Below are 19,421 nucleotides of genomic sequence, written 5' to 3' on the forward strand. Positions count from 1 at the left end.
GTCAAACTATCCACTTTTTGACAGCCAGTGTGGCAGGTCTAAAACCATATTTGTGAGTTGATATTGCCAGCTTTGGCATTTGCCACAGTTCTTTTTATAGGCTGGTGATTGAGTATCTGCTATCGCTCATGGATAAGATAAAGAGTTTGAATATGTTTCGTCCCTTAGCATTATTTATCGGCTTACGCTACACCCGAGCAGAGCGCAGTAATCGCTTTATCTCCTTCATATCCTTAATCTCGATGATTGGCTTGACCCTTGGGGTGGCGGTACTGATTACCGTCTTATCAGTGATGAATGGCTTTGATCGAGAATTAAAAACCCGTATTTTGGGTATGGTGCCACAAGCAACCATCACGTCAGCGGAGGTTATCGGCGATTGGCAGCTGTTGGCTGATCGTATCGTCGAAGATGACCCTGAGGTGGTCGCCGTCGCGCCTTTTATTCAGCTCCAAGGCATGCTGACTTCTAATGGGCAGGTGGCTGGTATTATGGTCACTGGTATTGAGCCTGACTATGAGAAAAAAGTCTCTATTATCAATCAGCATATGACCCAAGGCAGTATTGATACGCTTCAAAGTGGTGATTTTAGTATTGTGCTGGGCGAGGGGATGGTACAGTCACTTGGGCTACAGATTGGTGATAAGGTGACGCTGGTGTTACCAGAAGCCTCGCCCTCTCCTGCTGGCGTGATACCAAGGTTTAAACGTTTTACCTTGACGGGCGTGTTTAGCATCAGCCCTGAAGTCGATAGTTTGATGGCGTTTATTCCAATGAATGATGCGGCCAAACTGCTGCGCCTGCCAGATGGGGCACAGGGTATTCGTATGAAGCTTGATGATATCTTTAATGCGCCAATGGCAGCACAAAAAGCAGCAGCACTGGCACCAGCGCAACTATATCCTAATGATTGGACACAAACCCATGGCAATCTGTTTGGCGCGATTCAGATGGAAAAAGCGATGGTCGGTCTGCTGTTGTTTTTAATCATTTTGGTTGCCGCGTTTAACATTGTTTCAAGTTTGGTGATGCTGGTTACCGATAAAAAGGCAGACATTGCCATTTTAAAGACCTTTGGTGCGTCGCCGCGTTTGATTACGCAAGTGTTTATGGTGCAAGGTTTGGTTATTGGCGTGATTGGTACGGTTGCAGGAACCATATTGGGAGTGATTTTTGCGCTGAGCATCAGTGATATCTTAGGCTTTATCAACCAAAGCTTTGGCTTGCATTTGTTCGATGCTTATTTTATCAACTATCTACCGTCGCAGCTGCGGGCGCTTGATGTGATACTGATCACAGGTGCCTCATTTACGCTCAGCTTTTTGGCGACCATTTACCCTGCACGCCGTGCTGCTAAAATCCAGCCAGCACAAACGCTGCGTTACGAATAGTCGTGAGGCCGAGCGCAATACAAGTCAACGAATGATAAAAGTATGAATCAAGGAAGCGGTATGGCTGCCATTTTAGAAGCAAATAACGTCAGTAAAATATATGATGAAGGTGCGGTACGTACGCAAGTATTGACGGGGTTGGATTTGACGGTCAACGCAGGCGAGCGTATCGCTATTGTGGGCACCAGTGGCTCAGGTAAAAGTACGCTCTTGCACTTGCTTGGGGGGTTGGATACCCCAAGTAGCGGCGAGGTGTGGTTACACGGGCAGTGCCTTAACAATATGAATGAAACTGAGCGCGGCGCCATGCGCAATCGATACTTGGGATTTATTTATCAGTTTCACCATCTGTTATCTGAGTTCACAGCGGTTGAAAACGTGGCGATGCCGTTACTGATGCGTCCGAAAGTGTCACCAAAAGAGGCCCGTATCGAAGCGACCACGTTGCTTGAAAATGTGGGTTTGGGTCACCGTTTAAACCACCGTCCAGGTGAGCTATCAGGTGGTGAGCGTCAACGTGTGGCCATTGCTCGGGCACTGGTGACCAAGCCCTCACTCATCTTGGCGGATGAGCCGACGGGTAACTTGGATTATGATAATGCACAAAGTGTGTTTGGACTGCTCTCTGAGCTACAAAGCACCATGCAAACCGCGCTTTTGATGGTGACTCATGATCGTAGTTTGGCTGCGCTGGCTGATCGGCAGCTGCTATTACGTAATGGGCACTGGGAGGCGTATTAGGTCTTTTTTACGCTAAGAGTAGATACTGAAATTTGAGTTATGGGGCGTCAGTCGACTTTGTTTTTGAGTCGTGCTGGCGCTTTTGCCATGTGGTGATGGTCTTGTAACGCCAGATAGCCTTAAACGCAAGGCCACAGATGATGCTTGAGATGATGGCCAGTATGGTCAGACCCAGACAAAACGCCGTTAACGATACTGCGCCGCGATAGGTAATAAAGGGGTTGGGCCCATTGGTGAAAACCCATAAGCTAAAAGAGGCCAGCATTTGGCCAATCAAGCGAAAGCTGATCATGGGTACATCAATAATAAGGGCGCCAATATAGTAGCCTGCATAAAACAACGGTAGGGTGGTTAAGGGATTGGTAATCCACGTCAGGCCAAGTGCCATGGGTACGTTGGCACGAAAAATCAGCGCGCCAATCAAGGCCAGCAGCATCTGCCCTGGCAGCGGAAAAAAAGCACTAAGCACCCCGATATAAACGGCTTTGTTCAGACTGTGACGATTAAAGTGCCACAAGCGGGCATCGACCAGATGCGGCGCAAACAATCTTAACAAGCGGCTTTCTAAAACTTTTTCAGGTGTGGGCAGTAGGTTTTTAAGACGTTTTTTGGGCACAGGGTCGCCTTTTAGCATTAACTACAGGACGCTCAACCTATAGTAAGCGCCGCTGTGTCACAACATCAGTAAAAGAAACTATCGACACTTTTAGGTAGCGATAACAGTCACAATATAGGGCGCATGGTAGGGGTAATATGAGCACAAAGCCATGCTATTACCACCGTCGCGATACGTGCAATTAGTATAGGGCAATCACGTTTAGAATGCTATCGTTAGCCATTTTGCTGTTATCGATGCTGTTATTATGTTATAAAACGAATGTTTGTTAATAAGGGTGTCAACTGGTTCGTTGAATACCAGTCTGGTGCCTTTCTATTTAGATCGTTTTAGTCGTAAAATAGGACGGATAGCAAGAGTGTACTGGTTGGTCGGTAGCTTAATAGTAGTGATCATGATGGGTGTACTGGCAACTGCTGAAACGACGACAGTGCCCGTAAGTTCACTATTGGGTCTTGATGCGGCGTTAATGATGCTGCCTTTTTTGTTGATATTAATCGCGGCCTGTTTATATTGGCTACTCGCGCGTGGGCAGCAAAAGGCATCACGCGCTCGGTTTGGCCGTGATACCTTGCTTATTGGCACTATGCTTTTACTGATTGTGGGTAGCGGCTGGCAGGCTCTAAACCATCATGCCAAGCGAGAGCAAAGCCGTATTCAAGCGCCGATACGAGTACAAGCACTGGTGACGATCAAGGGCATTAGTGATAGTGTCTATGATACGAACATGAATAGTGGCTATCGCCAAGTGGCGGTGCTCAGTCACATCACGCCTTTGATATCCAAACAGACCGCTCAAGACTTAGATCAACACACGCTTGCGCAGCATATGGCACAAACCGCTGATGGTGTTACGGATCATACCTATCGTGTTCTGTTAAATGCTTATCCAAAAAGCAATCAGGCGTCTGACTCTGAGCCAGGCGATCCGTGGTCAGCGCTCAATCAACTACAGCCTAATGAGCAGCGGCTGATGACATTGGCGCTAAAACCACTGAGCAACGCCCAAGTGGTGCATGACAATCAATCAGGATTTGACAGTTATCGCTGGCTGCGTGGTCGTGGCCTTGACGGTACGGCTGATATTTTGGCCTTTGCTACCACAACTAAACAGCTACCAAATCGTGCTACGCTCACGGTTATCCAGCGCTTGCGCGTTAAGATCGACCAGTGGCGTTGGCAACTGCGTCAGCACTTTTATCAAGATTGGACACAAAAGACCGCTGCAGAGCAGCAGGCAGTAGCTGTTACGCTCAGTTTGTTGACCGGTGATCGCAGTTTGATCAGTCGAGAGACAAAGGACTTATACCAGTTGGCGGGTATTTCACATTTATTGGCCATCTCGGGCACCCATGTTTTGTTCTTAGCGATCCTATTGGCAGGGGCAGCAGTGCTGCTGTGCAATAAGCGCTGTCCGCAGTTGTATCGTTATATACCGCGCTGGCAATTACGCTGGTGGGTGATGGTAAGCGCGGCGCTGATATATGCGCTATTTACGGGGTTTGATGTGCCCGCCGCCCGTACGGCGTGGATGCTCATTGCAATTGGTCTGGTGAGGTTGACCTTACTGCCGATCAGTACAATGCGAGTATTGATTGCGCTGGCGGTGATGATGGCATGGCTTGACCCGTATGTGTTGTGGCAGGCGGGTTACTGGCTGTCTTTTGTCGCGGTGGCATTGCTGCTTAAATATGATACTGCCTACGAATCTCAGCCTGCTGTCAGTCGACCGCCTCAGCAACCAATCACCGCATCTGAATCGTTATCGGCGACAACGATAATGGCTCGGTTGGGCGCGATATTCTGGCGGGTGGTCAAGCTGCAGTGTTGGCTGTTTATTGCTTTGTTACCCATCACCTTATTGCTGTTTGGTAAAGTGTCGCTATGGGGGTTGGTGGTCAATATATTTGCAATCGGGCTGTTTGGTTGGGTGATTGTACCGCTTAATTTGTTGGCGGGGCTGTTATATATCGTATTGCCAGCGGCGGCGGATATGGTTTGGTTGCTGGTCAGCGCTTTGGTGGCGGCACTGCATAAGCTGCTTATATCATTGACCGCCACAACGTCAATGGATGGCGCATGGCTTTATACGCCAGTGACCACAGGACTACTGCTGATCGCATTTTTGGCATTATTGCCGTGGCTGATACCACGCGGCGTGATCAGTCGCTGGTTGACTGTGCCGCCGCTGGCACTTCTGATGATGAGTGTGTACGCCAAGCAGCAACATACGGCGTTAACCCCCACGCTCTATATACTGCCAACGGGTGATCGCCAATTAAGCGCGGCCTTGTTGCAGTATCCGATTGATGACGAGACTGAAAACACCGCGCAAGCAGATAAGGTCAGCTGGCTGTTTTTGACTGATCATAGGCTTAAGGCGTCGCGCAGAACCCCCAGTCACCTAACCGCACTGCAGCTGTCAAAGACACTTATTCAGCAGCTGCGCACTTTATCTACCGATCAGTTAGATGGCATTGTGGTACAAAGCAGTATTCCCAGCAGGATGACACATAACAGTAAGAATGCTCAGAAAAAATCGCCGCAGTACCACCGTGACCTGATGTTACCTGTGACGGCTATGTACATCAGCCAGCACTTGCCAACGCATAAATACTGGCAGGCAGGCGATTATGAACGTTTAGCTGAAGTTTCTGTGGCGAACACGCCCAGCACTGCGATCATCACGCCGCAGCCTTGTGAGCAAGGCAAACGCTGGCAGTTGGACAATCAAGCACTGTCTGTGCAGGCAGTCACTGGCTGGCGGCAGATTGATGATGCCAAGGTTTGGGATTGCGCGCTGAGTATTGATAGCGACCAGCCGATACAAGTGGTACGCTATGATGCCAGCAAGCCGTTACAGCCTGCGCCAATCGCTTATCAAGTATCAACGGTTGACAATGAGTCAGAAGAAAAAGGCCAATCGCGACTGCTGCTTGATGTGGCTACCCATGAGTATGGCTGGCAACTGTGGTCATTGTTGTGCGATGCAGATCCAAGCCTTATAGGCGCGCCACATACAATAGGTCAAACGACTTGGCTCAGTCACAGCCAGTCTGCTGTGCCCGCGACCATATTGCGCCAATATGACGTAAACAAAGTGGGCACTTATGATGACAAGCCACTTGCTGGTGCACAAACGGTCAGCCTGCCGCCTTAAACGCACAGATAAAAGTAAAGATTTCACCGTTTCACTATTGAACCGTAACCCAAATAGCACCATACTTGACGCAGTGTGCGTAGCAGCCCGCCAAATCGCGGCTGACGCCCTGTTTTTTTGATTTTTCTTGTTTTAGTTTGTCTCTAACTTAGGAAGTGATATGCCCAATTGGCCACCAGACCCTAACAAACGTCCTGATCATACAACGCCGCAACCTGCACCAATACAGCAAAGCCCTCAAAACCAGCCCAGCGGACAAGAATGGCGTCTTATTGAAAAGACCTTGTTGGCCAGTGTGCAAGAGCAGCGCCGCGCACGGCGCTGGAGCATTTTTTTTAAACTCTTGACCTTTGGCTATATTTTATTAATATTTTTGACGCTAGGGCGCAGTTGCAGTGATAAAACTCCGACAGGGATTGATGGCGTCGATACCAGTATGCCGCATTTAGCAGTGGTTGAGCTCCAAGGAGTCATCAGTAACGATGATCCAGCGAATGCTTATGATGTTAACAGAGCCTTGACCCGTGCATTTGAAAATCCTAACTCTGAAGCAGTGGCGCTGAATATCAATTCGCCCGGTGGTTCACCGGTACAGTCGGATGAGATATGGCAAAACATGATGGATCTACGTAAGCAGTATCCTGATAAAAAGCTGTATGCAGTTATCGGTGATATTGGTGCGTCTGGCGCGTATTATATTGCCTCTGCGGCTGATGAAATTTATGTTAATCCATCAAGCTTGGTTGGCTCTATTGGTGTCATTATGCCCAGTTATAATGTTGAGGGATTAATGGATAAAGTCGGCGTGAAAGACCGTACCATCACTGCTGGCGAGTATAAAGATATTTTAAGCTTAACGCGTCCGTTGACCGAGTATGAGGAAAAACACGTTAAAGGAGTACTGGCCAACACACACAAGCACTTTATCAATGCAGTTAAAGAAGGCCGCGGTGATCGCCTCAAAAATCCTGAGCAAAACAAACTGTTCTCTGGATTGTTTTGGACAGGTGAGCAATCAATTGAGCTTGGCTTAGCAGATAAAAATGGCAGCATCACCAGCTTAGAAAAAGAGCTTAAACTGGACAATGTGATTAATTATACGCCTAGTGATCCGTTCCAGATGTTTATGGATCGCTTTGCGGTCAAGATGGGTGCAGGCTTGGGGTCGAGCATGAGCCTTGATTTGTTGCCAAAAGAGGATGGTAATGCAGAAATGCGTTAATCCTGTCGGCGTGTGACCTGTGTTAATGACTGTATGGTACCCAAAAGACTGAGCCGAACTGCTCAGTCTTTTTTTATGACAGCTCATTAATATATAGTTGTTATATTATGATGATGCCACTTGGTCATATCAATCTGACCGCACATGCACTGCTGCATTGCATTATTGTCCGTACTAGACTCATGATGACGCCTAGCGATGAGTCCCTGTCATGATGACTTGATGTCATACTGCCGCCAGTTTTTGAGCCATTATTGTGTGTCTTGTTTTTTTTACTGTGAGAATCTGTCATGAATCCAATCTGTATGCAAACCTTTGCCGCGTTGCCTGTTTCTCAAACAACACAAAAGCCAGTGCTGCATTTTGCTCATGCTAATGGCATACCAAGTGCCGTATATGATGCGTTTTTTGCAGGTTTGGAGGCATTGTTTACCATTGAGTATATCGATATGCTGGGCGTGCATCCGCAGTATCCCGTTGATAACCATTGGTGCAGCTTGACACAACAAGTGGTGGACAGTGTGGCGGCAACCTGTGAGCGTCATGGAGTCGCGCAGGTAGTGGCGGTAGGGCATTCACTGGGCGCACTGTGTACTTTGCAAGCGATGTACCAGCAGCCTGATTATTTTAACCAAGCGGTACTGCTAGATCCGCCGTGGATTTATGGTAAGACCAGTTTGGTTTGGCATTTGGCAAAAGTCACGGACAAGCTACCACTGATGAACCATCGATTGATGGACAAGCTGTCGCCTGCTGGTATCTCAAAGCATCGACGCGATGTGTGGGACAGTCGCCAAGATGCGGCTGAAAAACTGCGCCCTAAAGGGTTTTTTAAGGATTTTGATGACCGTAGCTTTCAAGGCTACCTACAGCATGGCTTGCATAAACGCGCTGATGGCAAGGTAACCCTTGCTATCCCTAAAGACGTAGAGGTGTCTGTCTTTCGCACCAATCCATCGCTATATTGGCTGACCCCGCAGCAAGCACCGACACCGCCCGTGACCTTGATAATTGGGGAAGACAGTCTCTTTTTGCAGCGGGAATTTCCGCAGCAAGTCCAAGCGCGTTTGGGTATTGCCTATCAGACGCACAAAGGGGGTCATATGTTTCCGCTAGAATATCCAGACTCGGTAGCTGCGCGTGTTTTGGCGGTGATCGCACAGCAGTTACCAACCGCCCAAACCGTGTGAACAATTTTTTATACCGACCGCCGCTATTTGTAGTACAGTAGTTTGGTTTGCGGCGTGCCCTCTGGTGTCGCTTTTTTATCATCACCATAGTGATTACTGATGCCTAAATCTGTACAAACCATACATTGCCCTACCGACGCTGATACTACCTTGCCTCGTCCACTATTTTCGCGTGCTGGAGTCGTGGTGCTGACTGTTGGCGTGGTAGCGGCTTTTTTTATCAGTCAACTGCTTGGCGTTTACCTTGCAGGAAAGCTGGTCTTAGCTGATGCCAGCACCATGACGGTCGGTGACATATTCTTTTTTGGTAGTACCCAAGGCACGGTGGTGAGTGGGTCGGTGATCATCAGCGCATCTTTTATGAGCTTACTGACGGTTGCACTGGTGCGAATCAGAGGTGGCACGGTCGTCCAGTATTTGGCACTCAAGCCATTCTCAGTTAGGGCGGCGCTGGGTTTACTTGGGATATGGCTGCTGTTTATGATTGGCAGTGAGGCATTGACGTATTGGCTGGGCAAAACGCCACTGGACTTTGTAGACCCGCTGTATCAGTCGGTCAGCTCGGTATGGCTGCTGATTGCGGTTATGGTGATTGTTGCGCCTCTTTATGAAGAGCTGATTTTTCGCGGACTGCTGTGGTCGGCGATAGCAGAGCAGTTTGTCGATGCTAAACGCGGCATACTGGTGGCCAGTTTGGTCACCAGCGTCATTTTTGCACTGATTCATATGCAGTATGGTATGTATGAGATCAGCACCATCATTGTGCTGGCACTGATATTTTGTTATGCCCGTATCAAATCAGGATCGCTGATACTGCCGATGCTACTGCATGTCTTAAATAATGGCGTCGCCATGTGGCAGTACCTCTCACAAGCGGCCTAATTTTTGCGTTTGCGAGCATTACGCGTCAGGATTGAGTGTCAATACCTCGCTTGCTGCACGTTCAATGTCTGCTACTGTCAGCTGCGGTTTGCCGCTTAACGCTTGTCGCCATTTGCGCGCGCCCGTGAGACCTTGGAACAAGCCTAGATAGTGCCGCGCCATAGTGGATAACGGCTCACCTTGCGCTACTTGCTGACGTAAATAAGGATACAATTGCGCCAAAATTTCTGAGCGCCTAGGGACAGCCTGTCCCCATAATGCGTTGGCCTCAGCCAGCAGATAAGGCGTGTGATAAAATGCGCGCCCAATCATCACGCCATCGACGTGTTGTAAGTGGCTTTTGATATCTTTGATGCTGCCAATACCACCATTAATCTCGATCTGAAGCGCAGGAAAGTCTTGTTTGAGACGGTAAACATCATCATAGCGCAGCGGCGGTATCTCACGGTTTTGTTTTGGACTTAAGCCTTGTAGCCAAGCAGTACGGGCATGCACGATAAAACGCGTACAACCTGCCGCCATAACCGTCTCAACGAAGCGATGCATAAACTCATAGCTGTCAAAATCATCAATGCCAATGCGGTGTTTGACCGTTACCGGTATGTCCACTGCCGCTTGCATATGTTTGACCAGCGCCGCCACGGTATCAGGCTCTGCCATTAGGCAAGCGCCGATTTTGTTGTGCTGCACACGATCAGATGGACAACCAACATTAATGTTGATTTCATCATAGCCATGCGTTTGTCCCAGCACTGCGCACTGCGTCATCTCTGCGGTGTCCGCACCACCAAGCTGTAATACCAATGGATGCTCATTATCATCAAAGCGCAAATGACGCTCACGTTTGCCATGCAGCAGTGCGCCTGTGCTGATCATCTCTGTATACAAATAGACGTGCGGATTGAACAGGCGGGCAAAATACCGATAGTCGGTAGTGGTCCAATCTATCATGGGTGCGACCGAAAGGCGCTTTTGTTGCATATCAAGCGTCATGAGATACAGCCTTAACTTTTTATGGGGATGAGCAATAGCAATGTGTACCAAACATGGGCAGACGGCCCATGTTTAGATTAATGATTTTACAGGATATGGCTATAAGATATGATCAATCTTTTTAAATTCTGGCAGACGGTAGAAATAAATACCCATCAAGATACCGATAACCCCAACAAAGGCAATATATAGTGCGGGTGAAAAGCTGATCTGGCTGGTAAAGTAGCTCAAAACAAACGGCATAACACCACCCACAAAAGCGTACATGACATTATAAGAGATAGATAGCCCAGTCAGGCGTACATTGGTCGAAAACAGCTGAATAAAAATCGCGGGCACTATGCCAATAATACCTGCAAAAAAGCCCAGCAGGGCGTACATAATCAAAATGTAGTCGCCGCCCGCTTGCAGGTGATAGTAAAAAGCAAACATCTGTCCAATTAATAAAACTGAACCAGTGATAAAGATTTTGCCAAAGTTTTGGTAATTGGAAATCAAGCCATAAAAGATACAGCCGAATATCATAAAGATGATACCCAGACTGTGCGAAAACCCAAACAGATCGTTATCGAGCACAAACTTCATTTCAATCAAGTCAGGCAGTAGCAATACCACAACTAGAGTGATACTTGAGATCACAAAGGTCAGCATCATGGTAATAAAGACCGCATGACGGCAGTGTTTGGCTACCAAAGTGATGGGTTTTGGCTTGTGGTTTGCCGGCTCGCGGCTTTTCATCTCTACAAAAAACGGTGTTTCTTTGATAAAGCGCCAAGTGAGCAAAGGCAAGCAGGTCAAGGCTGCGGCGATTAAAAACGGAATACGCCAACCATAGGTAATCAGCTCTACAGGCGTCATAGACGCAGTCAGCCAGTTAAAAAAAGCGTTAGAGAACAAAACGCCTACCAAAAAACCTGCCGTGACGTAACTACAGCCTACGGTCAAATATTGCCGCGGCAAATGCTCAGAGACAAATATCCACGCAAGCGGTACGTACACGCCAAAGGTCATACCCTGTATCAAGCGTAATGTAATAAACAGGAGCGGCGCTGCTATACCCCACTGCGCATAAGTTGGTAGCATGGCCATGGCGCCCATACTAGCAGCGGTGACCATCAAAGTCGCTATCAATACTGGTCTTCGGCCTAAGGTGTCACCAAAGCGACCAAAAAAGATACCACCGAGTGGCCGTGCAAGATAGCCTGCGGCGAATAGTCCCAGTCCTTGTAATTTGGTAAAGTGATTATCCAAATCCGCTGAGAAAAAAACAGTCGAGATGATATCGGCAAGATATAAATAAATCAGAAAGTCAAAAAACATGATCGCGCTGCTGACACACGCAAACATGACCATGTTTTTGTCTTTAGTGGACATCAAAGCGTATTGGGAACGATTGGGCATAAAGGACACTTATTTACATATTCAGTGGAGCATTAAAAGAATCACCCTAAGGCCATTCCTCGTCATATATAGTCATGAGTAAAAGAGGGTAACACAGTGATCGATCGACTCTATAATAACCAGTCAATAGGCAGCCAAGACATGATGGTCAGCCAGATATGATCGGCCAGATCCACGCGCGGCTCACTTTCATACACGACTGCTTTACCATCTTCTAGGGTATGCCATTCTAAGCTTTTATCGTCAACCAGCTTGACCTCATAGGCCTGAGATAATAGGTCATCTCCAAGCGCTTTGTGCAGCTGGCGCGCCAGTTCGTCATCATTAATGATGACTCCCATCTCCGTATTGATATTGGCGGAGCGCGGGTCAACATTATACGAACCAATAAATACTTGATGGTCATCAATGGCAAAGGTTTTGGCGTGTAAACTGGTCGATGACTGGCTGCGTGCTTTCCACAGTTTGTTATCACGTTTTTCTTCGCCTGCCGTTGATTTTAATTCATATATTTGTATACCAGAGCGTAGCAGTTTGGGGCGCCATTGACTGTAGCCTGAATGTACAGCCGTGACATCGGTGGCATCAAACGAATTGGTCAAAATTTTAATTTTAATACCTGAGTCAGCCAGCTCAACCAAGGTATCGACGCCATCTTTGGTTGGCACGAAATATGAAGAAATGATGGTCAATTGTTTGGATGGACGTCCGAGTAACGTGCGCAGCTGATGTACCAAGTTGGTATCGGTAGGGGCGGTTTTGGTCAGTTTGCCCACGTCATCGCTCAAAAACTGCATATCGGTCCAGCGAAAGGGCACCCGCTTGGTGATAAGGTCGGTATCAATGGTAGAGTCTTCAATCGCTGACTTGTAGATAGACAGACTGCTTTTTGGGTTTTGCTTGTCGTCACCATTGACCTTATCAAGATTGGCCAAAAAGTCAGATGACTGTTCGCTGTCTGGGGTGACCAAAGTTTCGATATCAAAAGAGAGATCAGAAGACCAGTAGCTGACAAAGCTGTTATCAATGTCAGCAACCACCTTGCCAATCAGTAACACGTCTAAGTCGGCAAATTGGCTGTTTTTATCATTACTCAAATATTCATTGCCAATATTACGGCCACCAATGATGGTGATTTGCTTATCAAAAGTCATGCTTTTGTTATGCATGCGTCTGTTGATACGCGGTAAGCCAGTAACAAAATTGAGGGTTTGAAAGTTACGATACATCAATGGGTTGACAATACGAACGGCAATATTAGGATGGTTTGAAAAACGCAGCAATTGCTGATCAAGTTTGGCGTTACTGTTAAAATCATCGAGTAACAAGCGTACGATCACCCCGCGTTCGGCAGCGGCCCATAAATCTTTGAGCAGCAGTTGCCCCGCTTGATCGTCATGCCAAATGTAGTACTGTACATCGATGGTACGTGTGGCCATATCGGTTAAAATACTACGGGCGGCAAAGGCATTAGACCCTGTAACGATAGGGTGATAACCAGATAAGTCAGGGTGGACTTCGTTTTGTTCACTGATTGCAGCGACCAAATCAGTATCAGCGATTGTAGAGGACGAGCGGTTTTTAGCATTACCATCTTTTTCGTACAAGGTGTTGATACGTTCAGATAACTGCTGACTGTCGGCCAAGTGCGGCTCTACTGGCAAATTTTGACAGGCACTCAGACCAAAAGATAGCGCAAGCATAACGCTCAGCGACAGCTGGCTGGAATGAGGATTGAATATCGACATGGCTGGGTTACCTTAATATGCTAAACGTGTAATCCTAGGCTTAGGAGGTGTGGTCGGAGACGCTTAGACGCTATGAGTTGACCACGATAATGATAGATATAAACCATTGTGACGAAATACTGGTCGGTAAACAAGACGCACCCCATGACCCTTATTAATGGCTTTGATAAAAGTCGCTACGCATGCGCGCTACCAGTTTAGTCATAATCGTAGCCTTAATGGGCGATAAACCATACTAAATCAAGCGCTGCTAAGCTTATCAGCTGACTGCTGATCTACCTATGACAAATACGTTATTTTTCTTAGTCGGTGCCACCGATTGCAGCTTGTTCATTACTTGACATGTTTGGTATAGACGGTGTTTGGCCAAAAGGTTTGCTATGACAAAGTTGTAGCCAATAGGTGCCCCAAATAAAGCGGCGTGCTATGATAAACCTCAAGATTTCAGCTGCTACTACCCAGCAGGCTACAAAAAATTGATGTATTTCAATATATAATGGTCGCTATTTTAAAGCACTAATAATAGTAATGGAAATATTATGAGCAAGTCGCAAGCACAAGATGAACATCCTTTAGATATCAACTGGCGCACAGATGCCTTAGATCTAGAGCAAGACTATGGTATGCAGACCATCGCGGTACGTGCAGGGCAGCACCGTACGGATGAGGGTGAGCATTCAGAGCCGATTTTTACCACCAGCTCTTATGTTTACCGCTCAGCAGCAGACGCGGCGGCACATTTTAATGGCACCAAGACTGGCAATGTCTACTCGCGCCATACCAATCCCAGCGTGCGTACCTTTGAGCGCCGTTTGGCCGCATTAGAGAACGGTGAGCGTGCGGTAGCCACTGCCTCAGGTATGGGCGCTATCTTGACCATGTGCTTGGCGTATCTCAAAGCAGGCGATCACCTGCTGGCAGCCAATCAGTTGTTCGGTTCGTCTATTGGGCTATTTAATAACTACATGGCCAAGTTCGGTGTAGAGGTTAGCTATGTGGATTGCTTTGACAATGACGCATGGCAAGCGGCCATTCAGCCAAATACCAAAGTCATTTATTGTGAAAGCCCAAGTAACCCGCTGGCACAGATTTGTGACATTGGTTATTTGAGTGCGCTGTGCAGAGCCAATGATATATTATTGGTCGTGGATAACTGTTTTGCGACCCCTGCATTGCAGCGTCCGCTGGATTTGGGCGCGGATGTGGTTATTCACTCTGCGACCAAATATTTGGACGGGCAGGGGCGCGTACTTGGCGGCGCGCTGGTTGGTAACGATAAACTGATGCAAGAGGCGTTTACCGTGGTGCGCTCAGGCGGTATCAGTATGAGCCCCTTCAATGCGTGGGTGTTTACTAAAGGTCTGGAAACGCTCAAACTGCGTATGCAAGCGCACTGCGCCAATGCCAACCAAGTGGCACAGTTTTTGGCCAATCACCCCAAGGTGAGCAAAGTGCATTTTTCAGGTTTGACCGATCATCCTGCACATGATTTGGCAACGCAGCAGCATCACATGAAAGACGGCTATGGCGCGATTATGGGCTTTGAAGTCAGCGCGAGCGAGGCGCGTGATGCCAAAGCAGCCGCATGGCATGTGATTGACTCGACGCAAATGGTATCAATCACCAACAATCTTGGCGATGCCAAAACCACTGTGACCCATCCTGCGACCACCACCCACTTTCGCTTGACGCCAGAGGCGCGAGCAGAAGCAGGTGTAGAAGATGGCTTGATTCGCTTGTCGGTTGGCTTAGAAGATGTGGACGATATCATCAAAGATTTGGCACGCGGTTTAGACAGTTTATAAAGATGGCGGTATAATCGCTGCCAGTAACACGCCAAGTAGTATTTTTTACTTATTATTTTTATCAGAGGCAATTATGAACATTCAAGCACTTATGCAACAAGCGCAAACCATGCAAAAGAAAGTCGAAGCCAATGTTGAATCAGCCAAAAAAGAGCTGGCCAACAAAGAGGTACAGGCAGAAGCGGGTAGTGGTTTGGTCAAAGTGACCATGACCGGTCGTCATGTGGTCAAGCGTTTGAGCATCGATCCAAGCTTGCTCGAAGACGAGCCAGATATGATCGAAGATTTGATTGCAGCGGCGATCAATGATGCAGTACGTCAAGCGGACGAGCTATATGAAGAAACCATGGCAGGCGCAACGTCAGGCATGGGTCTACCACCGGGTATGCAGGGTATGTTCTAAACCATACTGCACGCAAAGCCGCGAAAATAGGCAGTTTTAGTCCGATAAGTCGCTGAGGTTTTATGATACCAACGCGACTGAGCGGACACATCAATGGGGTTGTTATCTGTATGATACGACCCCATTTTTATTGGTATGGTTATCTATTTTTTTGCTGATAAAGGACATGACTTTGCTTACAGCCAAATTTGATCAGCTGGTCAAGCAGCTGCGTATTTTACCCGGTGTGGGGCAAAAAAGCGCCCAGCGTATGGCACTGCATTTGCTGACCAAAAAACGCCCTCAGGGCATGGCACTGGCACAAGCGCTGGATGAGGCGATGCGTGACATCGTTGAATGTCGCCGTTGTCACAGCTTTAGTGATGAAGCGATTTGTCCGCTGTGCCAAGACCCAAGGCGCGATGACACCTTGTTGTGTGTGGTTGAGACAGCTGCGGATGTGATGGCGATTGAGCAGACCGCAGGCTATCGCGGTCGCTACTTTGTACTCGGTGGGCACCTGTCACCGATAGATGGTATCAGTGCTGATGATTTGAACATTGAGCAGTTGGTGCGCCGCGTGCGTGAAGAGCCGATAGAGGAACTGATATTGGCGACAGGAACCACGGTTGAAGGGCAGACTACGGCACATTTTATCAGTGAGGCCACAGGCCGTCATGTCAGCAAGGTCACACGTCTGGCGCAGGGTGTACCCATGGGCGGCGAACTTGAGTATCTGGACAGCATGACTTTGGGGCAAGCGCTACAAAATCGCGCCTTTTTATGATGCGGTCATATTGGCTTGAGATAATTGTCAAAAAGTAAAGCGGTATGTTGCGCCGTTTTTGGCATGCCAAGCGTATGTCTGATGTATCTGATTTGATGGTTTTTGCTTGGTTGGTCTGCCACCGAGACCTATGATGCTGTTATACTCAGCATATCCGCTACATTCAAATTGATGCGATCAGCCTTGTTTGCCAAGGCTGTTTTCTTTTCTCTAGTTATGCAGGTATCTGCCCGTGTCCAACCCCGTTACGCTTGATCCAGTTGCTCCCACCCATATTGAAAACTCGTCCACTGATGCGCCGCCAATCGATATTGATGCGCTCTTAGATGTGGCTGATGCGCTGCCTGTCACATGGGTACACACCCAAGATCAGTTGGGCGCGGTTGTCGATGCACTGGCGACATGCGGGCGCGTCGCACTAGATACCGAGTTTATCAAACGTGATACTTACTATCCGCGTTTGGCGTTGGTGCAGATGAACACCGGCGATCATATTTATTTGCTGGATGCGCCGCAACTGCAACTTGATGACGTTTGGCAAGCGCTTAGAACAGTCGATGTTGCCATTTGGCATGCTTGCGGTGAAGATTTGGGTATTTTTTATTTGCTGTCAGGGTGTCCGCCCTTGACCAATATTTTTGATACCCAAATTGCGCTGTCTTATCTGACGGGCTCGCTACAAATGGGCTATCAAAAAGCGCTCGATGAGCAGCTTGATATGCACATCGATAAAGAACAAAGCCAGTCAGACTGGTTACAACGGCCACTGTCAGAAGAGCAAGAGCAATATGCCATCGACGACGTGCGCTATCTGCCAGCCCTGTATTTGAGTATAGAGCACGCATTGAACGCACAAGGCTTGTATGACTATGTGTGGGAAGATTGTCAGTTGTACGCCCATGAGCTGTATAACGCGCAGCATATCGAAGACGATATGATGTATCTGAGTATGGCCGATTATCGCTATACCTCGCAGCAGATGGCTATTTTGCGCGCTGTTGCGGCATGGCGTGAAGCGCTAGCACGTGCAACCAATCAGCCGCGTACTTTTGTGATTAAAAAACAAGCGGTTCGTGAGTTGATTACCGAGCAGCCGACCAGCATGCGTGCCTTGATGCACAAGACCACGATGCACCGCAATATGGCACGTATCTATGGTATCGAGCTGCTGACGGTCATTAAGGAGGCCAAAGCGCTATCACCCAGCGAGCACCCAGATTGTCTGTTGCCACCATATCGCTCAAAAAACAAAGTATTGTCCAAAGCTGTGCAGCAAGCGATCGATGAACATGCCACTAGTATTGGTGTACCTACCAGTGTGTTGATGCGCAAAAAATGGCTGGGGCAATTGTATGAAGTGATCGCCTTTAACAAAGATTTCAGTGAATTACCGCGAGGGCTCAAAGGCTGGCGTTATGACTGGGTGATACACACACTTGTTCCTGTTATCAATGTCCATAAGACCGAGCTAAAGCAAGGTATGGGCATCAAGGCGTAATGCTGGAGAGTGGGGCTGTAGGGCTCAGACTGACAAGCTTACGGGTAAGCAAATGTTGCGCATTAGCGGTCTGATGCGTGTTTAAAATGCCCATGCTCTAAAAAGTAGGCGGTCTGCATGGCGACTTCTTTATTCACCAGCATGCCAGTGTGGGTGACAGGCAGTACGATGTGGTCATTGGCGCAATCGAGATGCGTTTCGGTCACATAAACCGTGCCATCATGAGCCTGTGTTGCGCCGCTTTGATTGGCGTCTGCTTCGCCTTTTTTATTCAATTTACGATTGTGATAGCCCAAAAACAGCTGACCCACACCGCGCGGCTTATCACCTGCGATCACGCCAAGGCACACATGTTCAGGCGGCGGTGCAAGGCTGCCGTCTAGCGCATCGACGTAGGAGCGCCCCACCACGGCAGGGGTCAGTCGCCACACATAATCGGCGCAAATACTGCCCACATGCGGTGTCCCCAGCGTCACGCAGCGTCCAATTTGCCACTCAGGATAACGCGTGACAAAATCCCGAATAATCAAACCGCCCAAGCTGTGCCCGACCAAGTCTATCGGCTGATCGGGGTGGTGGTTGGCTTTTAGCCACTCATGTAATCGCTGGCTATTGGTTTTGATACCATCACGCATACTGCGATAACCATACTGATGGGTGATAAAGCCCAGCGCTTGCAAACGTTTGGCCAAGGGACGCATGACCCACGCCGTTTGGTGCAAGCCGTGGATAAGAATGACGCGGTTTTTTTGTTTTGGCATGTCTTCTTGCGTATTTTTTCGCTGTCTGTCTTTGTGTTGCATAGTAGTGTCCAAATAGTCAGTATCATCAATTCTTCTATCGACTATTATCTATTAAAAAAAGTATGTAGACAAATATCGCGCTTTGGGCACAAAAGCTTTTAAGTTATTTCTATAGGTGCCATAAACGTGTTGTTAATTTATTAGGTAAATTGATGGTAACGTCCTAACTTGAATCACTGTTTAGCATACTTGTTGTATAGTCATTAATTTGCTTTATTCGCCTACCTCTAACCCCATAGTTCCTATGCCAGCTACGGAATCTTGCCAGCAAACACCTTTTCTTTTCTCTTGAATTTTGCGAAAACTGCCATTTGTGGATACCTGCTGACCCATCTTAATACTCTTTCCTACAACAGTTAATGTTTGACTATCCTCGTTCCAATCAGTTACCCCAGCAGGTAAAATTGGTGTAGTGATATCCCCATAATCATTAATAAATATTAAGCAATCATTCTGATAATAAAACTTTCCTGAAATTCCTGATAACAATTGACTAGCTTCAGGATAAAAAGGCACGAGTTTTATTTTTGAAAAATAGTAGTCTTGCTCATATGAATAAGATGATGATTCTTCTACGGCTACTTTATTAACTATTGGATTGTTACTACTTATATTCTTAGAAGCACAAGCTGTAGTTAATATAATAGTGCTTACTAAAAGTAGTGTCTTACTAAAGTGATTCATAGACTCAATTCTCAATAATTTAATTAAAACTCGGCTCTAATAATACACTTTAAATCTCTTACCGCATAACCGATTGACGCAATTTTGATATTTGAGCATGTCCTTTATTTATCGCTAT

The 19,421-nt window shown here is 47.5% G+C and carries 16 protein-coding genes; 10 read left to right on the forward strand and 6 right to left on the reverse strand.

The genetic code is table 11. The features are described 5' to 3' along the window. Window positions 1–152: 152 nt before the first annotated feature. Window positions 153–1,391 (forward strand): lipoprotein-releasing ABC transporter permease subunit, encoded by a 1,239-nt coding sequence (locus ACFI32_RS05225; RefSeq protein ID WP_462625449.1) that lies wholly within the window; start codon window positions 153–155, stop codon window positions 1,389–1,391. A 60-nt stretch (window positions 1,392–1,451) separates the two neighbouring features. Beyond that, entirely contained in the window at window positions 1,452–2,132 is a 681-nt protein-coding gene (gene lolD / locus ACFI32_RS05230) for a lipoprotein-releasing ABC transporter ATP-binding protein LolD (RefSeq protein ID WP_462625496.1), read from the forward strand. Between the two features lie 37 nt (window positions 2,133–2,169). On the opposite strand, the gene ACFI32_RS05235 is transcribed toward lolD, so the two are convergent. Continuing rightward, window positions 2,170–2,748 carry a DUF2062 domain-containing protein gene (locus ACFI32_RS05235; protein WP_462625450.1) on the reverse strand — a complete coding sequence of 193 codons (579 nt, stop codon included), beginning with the start codon at window positions 2,746–2,748 and terminating at the stop codon, window positions 2,170–2,172. 394 nt (window positions 2,749–3,142) lie between these two features. Here ACFI32_RS05235 and ACFI32_RS05240 point away from each other — a divergent pair, with 394 nt between their 5' ends. The 4 genes from ACFI32_RS05240 to ACFI32_RS05255 all read left to right on the forward strand — a co-directional run bounded on the left by ACFI32_RS05240 (window position 3,143) and on the right by ACFI32_RS05255 (window position 9,202). Next, entirely contained in the window at window positions 3,143–5,908 is a 2,766-nt protein-coding gene (locus ACFI32_RS05240) for a ComEC/Rec2 family competence protein (protein WP_462625451.1), read from the forward strand. A gap of 160 nt (window positions 5,909–6,068) precedes the next feature. Then, window positions 6,069–7,130 carry a signal peptide peptidase SppA gene (gene sppA / locus ACFI32_RS05245; RefSeq protein WP_462625452.1) on the forward strand — a complete coding sequence of 354 codons (1,062 nt, stop codon included), beginning with the start codon at window positions 6,069–6,071 and terminating at the stop codon, window positions 7,128–7,130. Between the two features lie 290 nt (window positions 7,131–7,420). Continuing rightward, entirely contained in the window at window positions 7,421–8,320 is a 900-nt protein-coding gene (locus ACFI32_RS05250; RefSeq protein WP_462625453.1) for an alpha/beta fold hydrolase, read from the forward strand. Window positions 8,321–8,419: 99 nt separating this feature from the next. Further along, entirely contained in the window at window positions 8,420–9,202 is a 783-nt protein-coding gene (locus ACFI32_RS05255) for a lysostaphin resistance A-like protein (RefSeq protein WP_462625454.1), read from the forward strand. 18 nt (window positions 9,203–9,220) lie between these two features. Here ACFI32_RS05255 and dusA read toward each other — a convergent pair whose 3' ends face one another. The 3 genes from dusA to ACFI32_RS05270 form a co-directional block, all read right to left on the reverse strand. Next, window positions 9,221–10,195 carry a tRNA dihydrouridine(20/20a) synthase DusA gene (gene dusA, locus ACFI32_RS05260; protein WP_462625455.1) on the reverse strand — a complete coding sequence of 325 codons (975 nt, stop codon included), beginning with the start codon at window positions 10,193–10,195 and terminating at the stop codon, window positions 9,221–9,223. 99 nt (window positions 10,196–10,294) lie between these two features. Then, window positions 10,295–11,596, reverse strand: a complete 1,302-nt coding sequence (locus tag ACFI32_RS05265) for an MFS transporter (protein ID WP_462625456.1) — start codon at window positions 11,594–11,596, stop codon at window positions 10,295–10,297. 110 nt (window positions 11,597–11,706) lie between these two features. Beyond that, window positions 11,707–13,344 (reverse strand): phospholipase D-like domain-containing protein, encoded by a 1,638-nt coding sequence (locus ACFI32_RS05270; RefSeq protein ID WP_462625457.1) that lies wholly within the window; start codon window positions 13,342–13,344, stop codon window positions 11,707–11,709. A 539-nt stretch (window positions 13,345–13,883) separates the two neighbouring features. On the opposite strand from ACFI32_RS05270, the gene ACFI32_RS05275 reads away from it, so the two are divergent. The 4 genes from ACFI32_RS05275 to ACFI32_RS05290 all read left to right on the forward strand — a co-directional run bounded on the left by ACFI32_RS05275 (window position 13,884) and on the right by ACFI32_RS05290 (window position 17,816). Next, a complete protein-coding gene (locus tag ACFI32_RS05275; protein ID WP_462625458.1) occupies window positions 13,884–15,149 on the forward strand; it encodes an O-succinylhomoserine sulfhydrylase in 1,266 nt (421 codons plus the stop codon). A 73-nt stretch (window positions 15,150–15,222) separates the two neighbouring features. Further along, window positions 15,223–15,552 (forward strand): YbaB/EbfC family nucleoid-associated protein, encoded by a 330-nt coding sequence (locus ACFI32_RS05280; protein ID WP_439274131.1) that lies wholly within the window; start codon window positions 15,223–15,225, stop codon window positions 15,550–15,552. Between the two features lie 172 nt (window positions 15,553–15,724). Then, the gene (gene recR / locus ACFI32_RS05285) at window positions 15,725–16,318 is read left to right on the forward strand and encodes a recombination mediator RecR (protein WP_462625459.1); all 594 of its coding nucleotides are present in this window, start codon (window positions 15,725–15,727) and stop codon (window positions 16,316–16,318) included. A gap of 232 nt (window positions 16,319–16,550) precedes the next feature. Continuing rightward, on the forward strand, window positions 16,551–17,816 hold the full coding sequence (locus tag ACFI32_RS05290; protein WP_462625460.1) for a ribonuclease D: 1,266 nt from the start codon (window positions 16,551–16,553) through the stop codon (window positions 17,814–17,816). Between the two features lie 62 nt (window positions 17,817–17,878). Here the strand turns inward: ACFI32_RS05290 and ACFI32_RS05295 are convergent, their stop codons facing one another. Both ACFI32_RS05295 and ACFI32_RS05300 read right to left on the reverse strand, forming a co-directional pair. Next, window positions 17,879–18,577, reverse strand: coding sequence for a lipase family alpha/beta hydrolase (locus ACFI32_RS05295; RefSeq protein WP_462625497.1), 699 nt, complete (start codon window positions 18,575–18,577; stop codon window positions 17,879–17,881). Window positions 18,578–18,832: 255 nt separating this feature from the next. Then, window positions 18,833–19,303 (reverse strand): hypothetical protein, encoded by a 471-nt coding sequence (locus ACFI32_RS05300; RefSeq protein WP_462625461.1) that lies wholly within the window; start codon window positions 19,301–19,303, stop codon window positions 18,833–18,835. Window positions 19,304–19,421 lie beyond the last annotated feature (118 nt).

Source organism: Psychrobacter sp. PSi21, from assembly GCF_054960615.1.